Genomic DNA, 15,229 nt, shown 5'->3' with positions numbered 1-15,229 from the left:
CGGCTGCGACGGGGCGCTGGCGCCGGACGAGGACGAGCCCGCGGCGCCCGGACGGGACGCGTCCTGGGCGGCCTGGTGCATGATCTTGTCCAGGGGCAGGTACAGCATGTTGTTGTTGCTCTTGGAGTCGACCATGACCTTGCTGGCGCGCGTGAAGATCTCCTGCATGCTTTCCAGGTACATGCGCTCGCGCATCACCTGAGGCGCCTTCTGGTATTCGGCGAGGATGCTGGTGAAGCGCGAGGTATTGCCCTGCGCGTCGCCCACCACCTTGGCCTTGTAGCCTTCGGCCTGCTCGATCATGCGCGAGGCCTGGCCGCTGGCCAGCGGCACGACCTGGTTGGCGTAGGCCTGGCCCTCGTTGATCTGGCGCTCGCGGTCCTGGCCGGCCTTGACGGCGTCGTCGAACGCCGCCTGCACCTGCTCGGGCGGCTGCACGTTCTGGATGGCGACGGTGCTGACCTGGATGCCGGTCTGGTAGCGATCGAGGATCTGCTGCATCAGCGACTGCACCTGGTTGGCGACCGTGGTGCGCCCCTCGTACAGCACGAAGTCCATGGATTGCTTGCCGACCACCTCGCGCATGGCCGTCTCGGAGGCCTGGCGCACGGATTCGTCCGGGTCGCGGGTCTTGAACAGGTAGTCGGGCGCGCCGTCGGCCCGCAGCCGGTACTGCACGACGAACTGCATGTCGACGATGTTCTCGTCCGTCGTGAGCATGAGCGCCTCGGGCATGACCTTGTTGCGCGAGCTGCCGCGGAAGCCCACCTCGAAGGTGCGCAACTGCGACACGTTGACGATCTCGTGGCTCTGGATGGGATACGGCAGGCGCCACTGGAAGCCGGCCTGCGACGTGCTCTTGTACTTGCCGAACTGGGTCACGACCGCGACCTGGCCTTCCTGCACGATATAGAAGCCGCTGGCCAGCCAGATGCCCACGCCCACCAGCGCAATGACGCCCAGGCCGATGCGCGCGTTGCGCGGCGAGGGCGGCGTGGCCCCGCCCCGGTTGTTGGGACGGTTGTTGCCGCCCCCGCCCTTGCGGCCGAAGAGGGAACCGATGCGATTGTTGAAATCGCGCCAGACCTCGTCGAGATCGGGCGGACCGTCGCCATTGCCCTGCGGGCGCCGCGGCGGCTCGGAACCGTTGTTGTTATTGTTTCCACGACCCCAGCCGGGATCATTCAGATTGAAGAGTTTGTTGATTCGAGGCATTGTTTCCCGCAATCTGTCCGGTCTCCGCAATTGCCCCGCGCAACGCGTCCAGACCGGCGCGCTCGGTGGCGCTTACAAATACTCGCGCAATCGTACCATGCGCATCGCGCTCCACCCGCGGCTCCAGGCCGACCCGGTCGATCTTGTTGTATACCAGAATCGTGGGCACCGACGCCGCCCCGATCTCCGCCAGCACCTTGTTGACCTCGAAAATCTGCTCTTCGCGCTGCGGACTGGCGGCATCGACCACGTGCAGCAGCAGGTCGGCGTGCACGGTTTCCTCGAGCGTGGCGCGGAACGCCGCGATCAGGCCGTGCGGCAGGTCGCGGATGAACCCGACGGTGTCGGACACCACGACAGAGCCCGCGCCTTCGATCCAGATGCGCCGCGTGGTGGTGTCCAGGGTGGCAAACAACTGGTCGGCCGCATAGGTGTCGGCACGGGTCAGGGCATTGAACAGCGTGGATTTGCCGGCATTGGTATAGCCCACCAGCGATACCGACAGCGCGCCGCCGCGCGCGCGGGCCCGGCGCTGGGTGACGCGCTGCCGCTCGACCTTGTCGAGCGCCTCGCGCAGCACCTTGACCTTGGCGCCGATCATGCGGCGGTCCATTTCGAGCTGGGATTCGCCCGGCCCCCGCATGCCGATGCCGCCGCGCTGCCGCTCCAGGTGGGTCCAGAGGCGGGTAAGGCGCGTGGCCAGGTGCTGGAGCTGGGCCAGCTCGACCTGCAGCTTGCCCTCGTGGCTCTTGGCCCGCAGGGCGAAGATGTCGAGGATGAGCGCCACGCGGTCCACTACCCGCAGGTTGAAGGCGCGTTCCAGGTTACGCTGCTGCGCGGGCGAGAGCGGCTGCTCGAAGAGAATGATGTCGGCCAGCAGCGCCTGGGCCATGGCCACGCCCTCCTCCACCTTGCCGGAACCGATGAAGAACTTGGCGTCGGGGCGGTCGCGCCGCGCCGTGAGCGTGCCGACGATTTCCGCGCCCGCGCCTTCGGCCAGCATGGCGAACTCCTCCGCGTGGGCGGCGTGGTCGGGATTGCCGAGATCGACACTGATGATCAGCGCGCGCATACGTGCACCATTTTGGAGCCAAAGCGAAAATGCCCGCCGACGGCAAGCGTCAGGCGGGCAATGAAAGGTACTACTGGAGCGGGATTATTCAGCAGGGACTTCCACCTGGAAATTGACGGCGCGGGCCGGGACAACGGTAGAGATGGCATGCTTGTAGACCATCTGCGTCACCGTATTGCGCAGCAGCACCACGTATTGGTCGAACGATTCGATTTGCCCTTGAAGCTTGATGCCGTTTACCAGGTAGATGGACACGGGCACGTGATCTTTGCGCAGCGTGTTCAGAAACGGATCTTGCAGAGTTTGCCCTTTATTGCTCATTGGCCAGGCTCCATTTGTTATTTAAGTGATGGCGCACGTCTGAAATGGTGGGGTGCGCCGAAACATCTACTCTACAGGGTTTTCCCGGGCCGTGCCACTTGTGCGCCATGCAAAAAATGACACCAGAGTTTTCCGGGCCCGCCCAGCGCGCCGGGCGGCCGCATGAGCGGCCGGCGGCGGCTCAGCTTCCGGTGATTTCGCCCAGGGCGGCCAGCAGCAGATCGCTCTGCGCGTCGTGCCCACCGTGATGCGCAGGAACTGCTCGATGCGCGGCTGGCGGAAGTGGCGCACGATGATGCCGCGCTCGCGCAGATACCGCCAGCGCGGCCGCGTCGCGCGCGGGATGCCGGGCGAACACGAAGTTGGCGGCCGAAGGCAGCACCTCGAATCCCAGCGCCCGCAGGCCCGCCGTCATGGCCTCGCGGGTGCGGATGACCCGGGCGCGCGTTTCCTCGAAATACTCGCGGTCTTCGAGCGCCGCCACGGCGCCCGCGCTGGCCAGCCGGTCGATGGGATAGGAGTTGAAGCTGTTCTTCACGCGCTCCAGGCCGTCGATGAGTTCGCGGCTGCCCACGGCGAAGCCGACGCGCAGGCCGGCCAGCGAACGCGACTTGGAGAGGGTCTGCACCACCAGGAGGTTGTCGTAGCGGGCCACGAGCGGAATCGCCGATTCGGCGCCGAAGTCCACATAGGCTTCGTCCACCACGACCACCGCGTCGGGGTTGCCCGCCACGATGCGTTCGATGTCGGCCAGGCCCAGCGCGCGGCCGGTGGGTGCGTTGGGGTTCGGGAAGATGATGGCGCCCGCCGGCCCGCCGCGGGCCGGGAGGTAGTCTTCGACGTCGATGCGGAAGTCGGCCGTGAGCGGCGCCGTCTCGTAGTCGATGCCATACAGGCCGCAGTAGACCGGATAGAAACTGTAGGTGATGTCCGGAAAGCGCAGCGGCCGCTCATGCTTGAGCAGCGCCAGGAAGGCGTGGGCCAGCACCTCGTCGGAACCGTTGCCCACGAATACCTGGCCGGCGTCCACGCCCACCGTGCCGGCGATGGCCTGGCGCAGCCGTTCGGACGAGGGGTCGGGATACAGCTTGAGCGTGTCGTCGCAGGCCGCGCGCAGCGCCTCGAGCACCCGCGGCGAAGGGCCGTATGGATGCTCGTTGGTGTTGAGCTTGACCAGGTTCTGAAGCCTGGGCTGCTCGCCCGGCACATACGGACTGAGCGTCCCCACGACGGGACTCCAGAAGCGGCTCATGATTCAGTTTTCCTGCTTGTAGGGATTGTGCGAAGACTTGAATTCGATGCGCAGCGGCGTGCCGGCCAGATCGAACTCGTTGCGGAAACGCGTCTCCAGGTAGCGCCGGTACGACTCGGGTATGGCGTCCAGCGCATTGCCGTGTATGACCACCAGCGGCGGATTCTGCCCGCCCTGGTGCGCATAGCGCATCTTGGGCCGGAAAATGCCCTTGCGCGGCGGCGGCTGCTGTTCCACCGCGGCCTGCAGGGCGCGCGTGAGCTTGGGCGTGGAAAGCTTGGCGAACGCCGCGGCGTGCGCCGCGTTGATGGATTTCAGAAGCGGCTTGATACCCTGCCCCCGCAGCGCGGAAATGGTGTGCATGCGGGCAAACGACAGGAAGCGCAGCTTGCGCTGGAATTCGCGCTCGATGCGCTCTTTCTGTTCGGCGTCCAGGCCGTCCCATTTGTTGATGGCGACCACCACCGCGCGGCCGGTTTCGAGCACGAAGCCGGCGATGTGCGCATCCTGCTCGGAAATCTCGGACTGCGCATCCAGCATGAGCAGCACCACGTTGCTGGCCTCGATGGCCTGCAGGGTCTTGATGACCGAGAACTTCTCGACCGCCTCGAAAACCTTGCCGCGCTTGCGCAGGCCGGCCGTGTCGATGAGCGTGTACTTGCGGCCGTCGCGCTCGAAATCGATCTCGATGGCGTCGCGCGTGGTGCCCGGCATGTCGAACGCGATGACGCGCTCCTCGCCCAGGAGCGTGTTGATGAGGGTTGACTTGCCCACGTTGGGGCGCCCCACGATGGCCAGCTTGATGCGGTGGTCGTGCGGGCCTTCCTCGGCCGCGTCTTCGGGCTCTGGCGGCGGCGCCAGGTCCTTGAGCGCGAGCTCGATCAGGTCGACGATGCCGTCGCCGTGCGCGGCGAGATGGGATAGGGCTGGCCCAGGCCCAGCTCGTGGAATTCGGCCACGGCGCTGCCCGAGCCCATGCCCTCGGCCTTGTTCACCGCCAGCAGCACGCGCTGCTGGCCCGACTTGCGCAGGAGCTGGGCGATTTCGTGGTCGTGCGCGTTGAGGCCGGCGCGCGCGTCCACCAGGAACACCACCACGTCGGCCTCGGCGATGGCCTGCCGGGTCTGGCGGGCCATTTCCAGCAGGATGCCGTCCTTGGCCACGGGCTCGAACCCGCCTGTGTCGATGACGATGAAGGGAATCTCGCCCACCCTGCCCTCGCCGTAATGGCGGTCGCGGGTCAGGCCGGAATAGTCGGCCACCAGCGCGGCGCGCGATCGCGTCAGGCGGTTGAAGAGGGTCGATTTCCCCACATTGGGGCGGCCGACCAGGGCAACGACAGGCTTGAAGGACACGGTTGGAAGTTGGTTTCGATTGGGTTTCAGTTGGTGCCGATCAGGACGAGATTGCCGTTGCCCGTCTGGACCAGCACGCCTTGGGACGTGGTTTGCGGGGGCGAGACCACGGCGCCGCCGCCGACCGACAGGCGGGCCATCAGGCTGCCGTCGCTGCGCGACAGGAAGTGGACGTAGCCGTCGAGGTCGCCCACGGCCAGCGCGCCGCCCAGCAGCGCCGGCACGGTCAGTTGGCGGTTTTTCAGCGCGCCCTGCTTCCAGACGTTGCCGCCGTTGTCCAGCGCGAAGGCATGCACCACGCTGTTCTGGTCGGCCGAGTAGGCGAAACGGTCGTCCAGCGTGAGGCCGCTGACGCTGGAGAAGTCCTTGGCCCACAGCGGGCGGCCGCCGGCAGTGACGTCGAAGCAGACGATGCGGCCCTGGTAGGCCACGGCGCAGAGCAGGTTGCCCGCGATGCGGGGCACGCCGACCACGTCGGTCAGGCGCTCCAGGTCGCTGGCGGCGCGCGGCGTGCCACGGTGCCTTCCCACTGCACGTTGCCGCTGTTGGCCGCGATGGCGAGCATCTTGCCGCCGGGCAGGCCGGTGATGACCAGGCCCTCGGCCATCAGCATCTGCGACACGCTGCGCAGCGCCATCGCCGGGCCCGGACGCTGCACGTTCCAGACGCGCTCGCCGGTGCGGGCGTCGAACGCCTGGATGCGGTAGTCGCCGCTGCGCACCACGACCAGGCCGTAGCCCACCAGCGGCGGCACCGACACGTCGCTGGTGGCGCGCGCCTTCCACTTCTGCTTGCCGGTGTCGTCGAAGGCGATCACGTCGCCGTTGGGCGAGGCCACGGCGGTGGTGGAGCCATCGCTGCCGGCGCCGGCCGACAGCTTGGTGTCGGCGTCGATCTTCCAGATGGGGCGCCCGCTCTGCAGGTCGAACTTGCCCACGGAACCGTCGGGGGTGGCCGCGTAGACGGCGTTGTTGACGACGGTGGGCGCAAAGCCCAGGCCCGAGCCGCTGCCCACCGACGTGGACCAGATCTGGCGCACCGACATGCCGGCCTTGTATTCGGTGAGGGGCGCGGGCTCGTAGCGCGCGTCGTCGCTGGAAAACAGGCCGCAGCCGCTCAGGGCCAACAGGCCCGCCACGCACAGGGCGCCGCGCCACATGCGGCGGGGGGCGAATTTACGCATACAGTCAGGCTCCGCTCAGGGCATCCAATTTGAGTTGCACAACCTGGGTAAGCGGATTGTTCTTACCCAGTCCATCGATGGCGCTCCGCCAGGCGGCGCGCGCTTCTTCCCGCTTGCCCTGGGCCGCGAGAACATCGCCGCGGCGGTCGGCGAACAAGGCGGCGAAAGCGGGCGGCGCGTTCTCGAGTTGCGCGAGCGCGGCGTCGTACTGCTTCTGGTCGAGCAGCAGCCCCGCCAGGCGCAGCCGTGCCACAGCCTGCATGGAGGGGTTTTTCTTTTGCGCGGCCAGCCATTCGAGCTTGTTCTCGCGCGCCGGCCGCGTCGTCCTGGGCCTGCAGGGCCTGGGCGGCGACCAGGGCGCCGCGCGCGGCATAGCCGGTGGCGGCATAGTCTTCGCGCAAGGTGGCGGCGGCGGCCTTGATGCGCACGGCGGAATCCGAGCCGCCCAGCCGGGCGGCGTCTTCCAGCGCCTCGAAATAGCCCATGGCCTGGTTGGCGCGGTGCGACTCATAGGCCTTCCAGCCCCACCATCCGCCCCAGGCCAGGGCCACGACGGCAACCAGCGTCGCTATCAGCGTGCCGTAGCGCGCCCACCAGGCCTTGATTGCGTCGAGTTTTTCCTGTTCTTCGAGATCGTATGCCATGCTAACCCTTGAGTTTCAATGCTTCGGCCAGCGCCGCCAGCGCACCTGCCGCTGCGGCGCCTCGCCCTGCGCGCCGGCGCGCAGGAACTTGATGCTGGCGGCCCGGGCCGCCACTTCATCGGCGCCAAGAATAACCGCAACCTGCGCTCCGCTGGCATCGGCGCGCTTGAATTGGGACTTGAAGCTGGCCGGACCGGCGTGGACCACCACGGCAAATCCTGCGTCGCGCAGGTCTTCGCCCACACGCGCGGCCAGCCGCTGGGCGTCCTCGCCCTGGTGCACGACATACACGTCGCGCTCGACGGGCGCCTCCAGCGCCACGCTCTGCTCCCAGAGGTCGAGCAGGCGCTCCATGCCGATGGCGAAACCCACCGCGGGAGCCGGCTTGCCGCCCAGCAGCTCGATGAGCCCGTCGTAGCGGCCGCCGCCGCAGACGGTGCCCTGCGCGCCCAGGCGGTCGGTCACCCACTCGAAAACCGTGAGGTTGTAGTAGTCGAGCCCGCGCACCAGGCGCGGGTTGAGGCGGTATTCGATGCCGGCATCGGCCAGCCGCTGGCATACGCCGTCGAAGTGCGCCCGCGACTCCTCGCCCAGGAAGTCGAACAGGCGCGGCGCGCTGTCGGCCATTTCCTGCATGGCGGGGTTCTTGGTGTCCAGCACGCGCAGCGGGTTGGTGTACATGCGGCGCTGGCCGTCTTCGTCGAGGATGCCGCGGTGCTTTTCCAGGTGCTCGATCAGCGCGGCGCGGTGCGCGGCGCGCTCGGCCGGCTGGCCCAGCGAATTCAGCTCGAGGCGCACGTCGGTCAGGTCCAGCAGCTTCCACAGGCGGGCCAGCATGACGATCAGCTCGGCATCCACGTCCGGGCCGGCGAAGCCCAGCGCCTCGACGTCGATCTGATGGAACTGGCGGTAGCGGCCGCGCTGCGGGCGCTCGTGGCGGAACACGGGGCCGATGGAATAGACGCGCTGCGGGCGGTCGTAGAGCAGGTTGTGCTCGATGGCGGCGCGCACGATGCCCGCGGTCATTTCGGGGCGCATGGTGAGCGAATCGCCGTTGAGCGCGTCGGTGAAGGTGTACATCTCTTTTTCGACGATGTCGGTCACTTCGCCGATGCCGCGCGCGAACAGGCGCGTATGCTCGAGCACGGGCGTGCGCACGTTGCGGTAGCCATAGCTGCGCAGCCACCCGCGGACGATATCCTCGAATTGCTCCCAGCGGGCGCTCGCCCCCGGCAGCAGGTCGTTCATGCCGCGTATGGCGGCGACTTTCTGGAAAGCTTGACTCATCTTTTTCGTGCTTTATCGTGCCGCCCGCCGCGCCGGGGCGCGCAGGCGGCCACACCCTTGCTTTTCAATGAGAGGCGGACGCGCCGTAGCGGCGCGCGACGTAATCTTCGACGATGGCCTGGAATTCCTCGGCGATGCGGTCGCCCTTCAGGGTGACAGTGCGCTCGCCGTCCACGAACACCGGCGCGGCGGGCACTTCGCCCGTGCCCGGCAGGCTGATGCCGATGTCCGCGTGGCGGCTTTCGCCTGGCCCGTTGACCACACAGCCCATGACCGCCACGTTCATGGTTTCGACGCCGGGATACCGGGCGCGCCACACCGGCATCTGCCGGCGCAGGTAGGACTGGATGCTGTCGGCCAGCTCCTGGAAGAACGTGCTGCTGGTGCGGCCGCAGCCCGGGCAGGCCACCACCATGGGCGTGAAGGCGCGCAGGCCCATGGTCTGGAGGATTTCCTGCGCCACCACGGCCTCGCGGCTGCGGTCGCCGCCGGGCTCGGGGGTGAGCGAGATGCGGATCGTGTCGCCGATGCCCTGCTGCAGCAGCAGGCCAGCGCGGCGGTGGAGGCCACGATGCCCTTGCTGCCCATGCCGGCCTCGGTCAGGCCCAGGTGCAGCGGATAGTCGCAGCGGGCGGAGAGGTCGCGGTAGACGGCGATGAGGTCCTGCACGTGGCTCACCTTGCACGACAGCACGATGGCGTCGCGGCGCAGGCCGAGCGCTTCGGCGCGCCGGGCGTTGCTGATGGCCGAAACCACCAGCGCGTCGCGCATGACGGCCTGGGCTTCCCAGGGCTGGGCGCGGCGGCTGTTCTCATCCATTTTGCGCGCCATGAGCTCGTGATCGAGGCTGCCCCAGTTGACGCCGATGCGCACCGGCTTGTCGTAGCGGCAGGCGACCTCGATCATCTGCGCGAAGTTGTCGTCGCGGCGCTTGCCCCCGCCCATGTTGCCGGGGTTGATGCGGTATTTGGACAGGGCCTGCGCGCACTCGGGGAACTGCGTGAGCAGCTTGTGGCCGTTGTAGTGGAAGTCGCCCACCAGCGGCACGTCGATCCCCATGCGATCGAGCTGCTCGCGGATCGCGGCCACTTCGCGGGCGGCCTCCGGCGTGTTCACGGTGATGCGCACCAGTTCGGAACCGGCCTGCGCCAGCTCTTTCACCTGGATGGCGGTGGCGATGGCGTCGGCGGTGTCGGTGTTGGTCATGGACTGGACCACCACCGGCGCGTCGCCGCCCAGGGTGACGACACGATTGCCCCACTTCACGGCCACCTGGCGGGTGGGACGCCGCGGCGCCGGCCCCACGGGGGGCGGCGGCGCATCCTGGCAAGGCAGAGAAGAATCTTGCATCGGGGTAACCCGGTTTACTTGGACAGCTTGGGAAGCCAATCGAAGGCCAGCCAGTGCTGCGGCAGCCAGCCCTGCCAGAACGCGTAGGCCAGGCCGGCGGCCAGCACCAGCACGATGGCCAGCAGCCAGCCCCAGGACGTGGAGGAAGCACGTTCGTCTTCCATGGGCGCGGCGCCGATGCTGTGCGCGGAATCGAGCGAGCCGGGGCTGCGGCGCAGCGGGCCGGTGACGCGGACTTTGGGGTCCAGCGACTCGACGATGGCCTCGGCGTCGGCGCCCAGCAGGCGCGCGTAATTGCGGATCAGGCCGCGCAGGGACACGCCGGTGGGCAGGTCGGACCAGCGCTCTTCCTCGAGCGCGTCGATCTGCTTGGTGGAGAATTTGATGCGGCTGGAAACCTCGTCCAGCGACCACCCCCTGGCCTTGCGCAATTCGCGCAACGCGCCGCCCACATTGCCCGGGCCGCCGACGGGCGATTCGGAAACCGCGGAAGCGTACTCCTGCGTCATGCATGCACCTGTTTGATCGGAATGGCCCGGGCTCGCGCGGCATTGCGCTCGGTAATGCGGGTGCGGTCGCGCACCTCGCCGGCGAGCTGGCCACAGGCCGCGTCGATGTCGTCGCCACGGGTCTTGCGCACCGTGGTGACGATGCCCGCGTCCATCAGGCGCTGCGCGAACACTTTCACGCGCGCGGACGGCGAACGCTTCAGGCCCGAAGCGGGGAAGGGATTGAAGGGAATCAGGTTCAGCTTGCAGCGCACCTGGCGCGCCACCTGAATCAGTTCCCGGGCGTGCTGGTCGGTATCGTTGATGCCGTCCAGCATGCAGTATTCGAAAGTGATGAAGTCGCGCGGCGCATGCTCCAGGTAGCGGTTGCAGGCATCCAGCAGCGAATTCAGCGGGTGTTTACGGTTCAGCGGCACGAGCTCGTCGCGCAGCGCGTCGTTGGGCGCGTGCAGCGACACCGCCAGCGCCACGGGACAGTCCTGGGACAGGCGGTCCATCATGGGAACCACGCCGGAAGTCGACACGGTGACCCGGCGGCGCGACAGCCCGTAGGCGTTGTCGTCCAGCATGAGGCGCAGCGCCGGCACGACCTGGTCGTAGTTGAGCAGGGGCTCGCCCATGCCCATCATCACGACGTTGCTGATGACGCGCGTGTCTTCGCCCGCCTTGGCCGAAGGCAGGCGCGCGGCGCCGATGTCTGCCTCCAGCACGCGCTTGGCCCACCAGAGCTGGCCGATGATCTCGCTCGTCTTGAGGTTGCGGTTGAAACCCTGGTGGCCGGTGGAGCAGAACCGGCAGTTCACCACGCAGCCCGCCTGGCTGGAAACGCACAGGGTGCCGCGATCGTCTTCGGGAATGAAGACGGTTTCGATGGCATTGCCCTGCCCCACGTCGAACAGCCACTTGCGGGTGCCGTCGGAGGAGCGCTGCTCGATGTTGACCGGCAGCGCCTCGATGCGGCAACGCTCCGCGAGCTGGCCGCGGAAGTCGCGGGCCAGGTCGGTCATGGCGTCGAACGAATCGGCGCCGCGCTGGTGCACCCAGCGCTGCAGCTGCCGGGGCCGAACGGCTTGCCGCCCCACTGCCCGACCAGCTCGGCCAGCGCGGGGCCGTCCAGGCCCAGCAGGTTGATTCGATCGGCGGATTCCATGACCAGACTATAGAAGAAACGTTGACGCCTGCCCGGAAATCAACGGGTGTGGATGTTGATTTCGGGGAAGAAGAAGGCAACCTCGACGGCGGCCGTTTCCGGGGCGTCGGAACCGTGCACGGCGTTGGCGTCGATGCTGTCGGCGAAGTCGGCGCGGATGGTGCCCGGGGCGGCCTTCTTGGGGTCGGTGGCGCCCATCAGGTCGCGGTTCTTCTGGATGGCGTCTTCGCCTTCGAGCACTTGCACGAAGACGGGGCCCGAGACCATGAAGTCGACCAGGTCCTTGAAGAAGGGACGCTCCTTGTGCACGGCATAGAAGCGCTCGGCGTCGGTGCGCGAGAGCTGCAGCATGCGGGCGGCGATGACCTTCAGGCCGGCCTGCTCGAAGCGGCTGACGATCTGGCCGATGACGTTCTTGGCGACGGCGTCGGGCTTGATGATCGAGAGAGTGCGTTGGATGGACATGAAAAGAACTCCGGATAGCGGTTTCTACTGATTAATTGCCTGGCGCGGCCTTGCGCTGGTCGGAGCCACCCTTCGAGCGCCGCTGCGCCATCGGCGCAGAACGGATGCGGGGCGCCTCGCGCCCGCATCCGCCGGGCCTCGGGCCAGGCAGGATTCGGCACTGCCCACCTGAAGGGTCCCGGCGCCTGCGGAAAAGGAACATGCTGCCGGAGGGCGTGTGCATCGCCGCTCCCCGGGGCTGCCGGCATGTGATCCCGGCCTGCCTTCCCGCGGTGAATCCTCAATGAATTCAGGGACTTCTAAAAGGTTTACAGTAACCCGGCATTCTAGCACGGCAGGAAGACCTCATTACATCTTAAAATGAGCGGTTTGCTTGCCCGGCGCTGTCCGCCGGGCGCCCTGTCTGCACCCGGAAATCCAGTAATGACCCAAGCCGCTACGCCGAGCGCCGCCCAAGGCGCGAACGAAACCCCGGAACTGCCCAAGAGCTTTGAACCCGCCGACCTCGAATCCCGCTGGTACGCCGAGTGGGAAAAGCGCGGCTATTTCGCGGCGGGCCAGCACGTAAAAACAGGGACCGACCCTCAACCCTACGTAATCCAGTTCCCGCCGCCCAACGTGACCGGCACGCTGCACATGGGGCATGCGTTCAATCAGACCATCATGGACGGACTGGTGCGCTACCACCGCATGCTGGGCGACGACACGGTATTCATCCCCGGCACCGACCACGCCGGCATCGCCACGCAGATCGTGGTGGAAAGACAGCTCGACGCGCAAAAGGTTTCGCGCCACGACCTGGGCCGCGAGAAGTTCGTGGAAAAGGTCTGGGAATGGAAGGAAAAGTCGGGCAGCACCATTACCGGGCAGGTGCGCAGGCTGGGCGCCTCGGCCGACTGGCCGCGCGAATACTTCACCATGGACGAGCGCATGTCGCGCGGCGTGGTCGAAACCTTCGTGCGCCTCTACAAACAGGGACTGATCTATCGCGGCAAGCGTCTGGTGAACTGGGACCCCAAGCTGCTCACCGCCGTGTCCGACCTGGAAGTCGTGTCCGAGGAAACGGACGGCCACATGTGGCACATCGTGTATCCCTTCGCCGACGGCCCGCAAACCATCGTCGACAAGAACGGCCAGACCGTCACGCTGCGCGGCATGACCATCGCCACCACCCGCCCCGAGACCATGCTGGCCGACGGCGCGGTGTGCGTGCACCCCGACGACCCGCGCTACCGGCACCTGATCGGCAAGGAGGTCGAGCTGCCGCTGTGCGACCGCAACATCCCCATCATCGCCGACGATTTCGTCGATCCGGAATTCGGCACGGGCTGCGTGAAGATCACCGGCGCGCACGACTTCAACGACTACGCCTGCGCGCTGCGCCACGACCTGCCTCTCATCGTGATCTTCACGCTGGACGCGCACATCAACGAAAATGCGCCCAAGCAGTTCCAGGGCATGGAGCGCTACGAGGCCCGCAAGGCCGTGGTGGCGCAGCTGGAGGCCGAGGGCTACCTGGTGAAGGTCGAGCCGCACAAGATGATGCAGCCCAAGGGCGACCGCACCGGCGTGGTGCTGGAGCCCATGCTGACCGACCAGTGGTTCGTGGCCATGAGCAAGCCCGCCCCCGAGGGCACGCTCCACCCGGGCAAGAGCATCACCCAGGTCGCGCTCGACGTGGTGGCCGACGGCCGCGTCAAGTTCTTCCCCGAGAACTGGACCACCATCTACAACCAGTGGCTGAACAACATCCAGGACTGGTGCATCTCGCGCCAGCTCTGGTGGGGCCACCAGATCCCGGCCTGGTATTCGGAAGACGGCCAGGTGTTCGTCGCGCACGACGAGGCCGAGGCCGCCGCGCAGGCCCGCGCCGCCGGCGTGACGGGCGAGCTCAAGCGCGACCCCGACGTGCTCGACACCTGGTTCTCCTCGGGCCTGGTGCCCTTCACCACGCTGGGCTGGCCCGATAACACGCCCGACCTGCAGCGCTACCTGCCGTCCAGCGTGCTGGTCACGGGCTTTGACATCATCTTCTTCTGGGTGGCCCGCATGGTCATGCTCACCACCCACCTCACCGGCCAGATCCCGTTCAAGCACGTGTACGTGCACGGCCTCATCCGCGACGCGGACGGCCAGAAGATGAGCAAGTCCAAGGGCAACACGCTGGACCCCGTGGACCTCATCGACGGCATCGACCTCGAAGGCCTGGTGGCCAAGCGCACCTACGGCCTCATGAACCCCAAGCAGGCCGGCGCCATCGAAAAGACCACGCGCCGCCAGTACCCCGACGGCATCCCCGCCTTCGGCACCGACGCGCTGCGCTTCACGATGGCGGCCTACGCCACGCTGGGCCGCAACATCAACTTCGACCTCAAGCGCTGCGAGGGCTACCGCAACTTCTGCAACAAGCTCTGGAACGCCACGCGGTTCGTGCTGATGAACACCGAGGGCCACGACCTCACCGGCCCCGACGCGGGCGAGCTGTCGTTCGTGGACCGCTGGATCGTCAGCCAGCTGCAGGCGCTGGAAGCCGAGGTGGCGCGCGGCTTTGCCGACTACCGCTTCGACAACATCGCCAACGCGCTGTACCGCTACGTGTGGGACGAGTACTGCGACTGGTACCTGGAACTGGCCAAGGTGCAGATCCAGACCGGCACGCCGGCCCAGCAGCTGGGAACCCGCCGCACGCTGATCCGCGTGCTGGAGGCGGTGCTGCGCCTGGCCCACCCCATCATCCCGTTCATCACCGAAGAGCTGTGGCAGAAGGTGTCGGTGGCGGCCGGCAAGCGCCAGCCCGGCGTGGCCGACAGCGTCTGCGATTTCTCGCGGATGGCGGGCCAGGCGCGCTGCAGGTAATACAGCATGGACCAGACCGTCAGCACGGCGGCCACCACGATCAGCACGTCGCCCAGCAGCCGGCTGCTGATGCCCAGCAGGGGTTGGTCGTACAGCAGGCATGGAATGGCGACCATCTGCGCGGCGGTCTTGAACTTGCCCAGCCGGTGCACCGCCACGCTGGCGCTGGCGCCGATCTTGGCCATCCATTCGCGCAGCGCCGAAATCGTGATCTCGCGGCCGATGATGATGAGCGAGATGAACGCATCCACCCGGCTCAGGTCGAGCAGCACGATGAGGGCGGCGCAGACCATGAGCTTGTCGGCCACGGGGTCGAGAAAGGCGCCGAAGGCCGAGGTCTGGTTCCAGCGCCGGGCCAGCCAGCCGTCGAACCAGTCGGTGAGCGCGGCGACGATGAAGGCCCACGCGGCCAGCGTATCGCGCATGGGCACGCTCATCCAACTCTCGGGCAGGTAGAAGAGGCCGACCACCAGCGGGATCATGGCGATACGCAGCCATGTCAGGATTATGGGTACGTTTAAAGGCATAGTGACAGTATGCTACATCATGGAGCCACCCCCGGAGCGCCTG

The 15,229-nt window shown here is 67.2% G+C and carries 5 protein-coding genes and 9 pseudogenes; 1 reads left to right on the top strand and 13 read right to left on the bottom strand.

Going from position 1 to position 15,229, the window contains the following annotated elements; all coding sequences use genetic code 11:
- The 12 genes and pseudogenes from hflK to ndk all read right to left on the bottom strand — a co-directional run.
- Window positions 1–1,215: FtsH protease activity modulator HflK (gene hflK, locus AD428_RS05700; RefSeq protein WP_053244495.1), on the bottom strand; the 1,215-nt coding region annotated here is incomplete at its 3' end.
- On the bottom strand, window positions 1,181–2,287 hold the full coding sequence (gene hflX, locus AD428_RS05695) for a GTPase HflX (RefSeq protein WP_053244494.1): 1,107 nt from the start codon (window positions 2,285–2,287) through the stop codon (window positions 1,181–1,183). The genes hflK and hflX, both read right to left, overlap by 35 nt.
- Before the next feature lie 84 nt (window positions 2,288–2,371).
- Window positions 2,372–2,608 carry an RNA chaperone Hfq gene (hfq, locus tag AD428_RS05690; RefSeq protein WP_006218585.1) on the bottom strand — a complete coding sequence of 79 codons (237 nt, stop codon included), beginning with the start codon at window positions 2,606–2,608 and terminating at the stop codon, window positions 2,372–2,374.
- 181 nt (window positions 2,609–2,789) lie between these two features.
- Window positions 2,790–3,860, bottom strand: a pseudogene (hisC, locus tag AD428_RS05685) (histidinol-phosphate transaminase).
- 3 nt (window positions 3,861–3,863) lie between these two features.
- A pseudogene (gene der / locus AD428_RS05680) lies at window positions 3,864–5,215 on the bottom strand (ribosome biogenesis GTPase Der).
- Between the two features lie 26 nt (window positions 5,216–5,241).
- Window positions 5,242–6,398 (bottom strand): annotated as a pseudogene (bamB, locus tag AD428_RS05675) (outer membrane protein assembly factor BamB).
- A gap of 4 nt (window positions 6,399–6,402) precedes the next feature.
- Window positions 6,403–7,042 (bottom strand): annotated as a pseudogene (locus tag AD428_RS05670) (YfgM family protein).
- Window position 7,043: 1 nt separating this feature from the next.
- Window positions 7,044–8,329, bottom strand: a pseudogene (gene hisS, locus AD428_RS05665) (histidine--tRNA ligase).
- Between the two features lie 64 nt (window positions 8,330–8,393).
- Window positions 8,394–9,679 (bottom strand): annotated as a pseudogene (gene ispG, locus AD428_RS05660) (flavodoxin-dependent (E)-4-hydroxy-3-methylbut-2-enyl-diphosphate synthase).
- 14 nt (window positions 9,680–9,693) lie between these two features.
- The gene (locus tag AD428_RS05655) at window positions 9,694–10,188 is read right to left on the bottom strand and encodes a helix-turn-helix domain-containing protein (RefSeq protein ID WP_053244493.1); all 495 of its coding nucleotides are present in this window, start codon (window positions 10,186–10,188) and stop codon (window positions 9,694–9,696) included.
- Window positions 10,185–11,338, bottom strand: a pseudogene (gene rlmN, locus AD428_RS05650) (23S rRNA (adenine(2503)-C(2))-methyltransferase RlmN). The gene AD428_RS05655 and the pseudogene rlmN overlap by 4 nt, the downstream one beginning before the upstream one ends.
- 39 nt (window positions 11,339–11,377) lie before the next feature.
- Window positions 11,378–11,803 carry a nucleoside-diphosphate kinase gene (ndk, locus tag AD428_RS05645; protein WP_053244492.1) on the bottom strand — a complete coding sequence of 142 codons (426 nt, stop codon included), beginning with the start codon at window positions 11,801–11,803 and terminating at the stop codon, window positions 11,378–11,380.
- 423 nt (window positions 11,804–12,226) lie between these two features.
- Between ndk and AD428_RS05640 the strand changes: the two are divergent.
- A pseudogene (locus tag AD428_RS05640) lies at window positions 12,227–14,617 on the top strand (valine--tRNA ligase); the annotation flags it as partial.
- Here AD428_RS05640 and pgsA read toward each other — a convergent pair.
- Window positions 14,617–15,186: pseudogene (pgsA, locus tag AD428_RS24445) on the bottom strand (CDP-diacylglycerol--glycerol-3-phosphate 3-phosphatidyltransferase); the annotation flags it as partial. The pseudogenes AD428_RS05640 and pgsA sit on opposite strands and share 1 nt — an antisense overlap.
- Window positions 15,187–15,229: the final 43 nt, after the last annotated feature.

This window comes from Achromobacter sp. DMS1 (assembly GCF_001270295.1).
The sequence above is the reverse complement of the archived record's forward strand: the minus strand, read 5'-3'. Positions and strand labels throughout refer to the sequence as shown.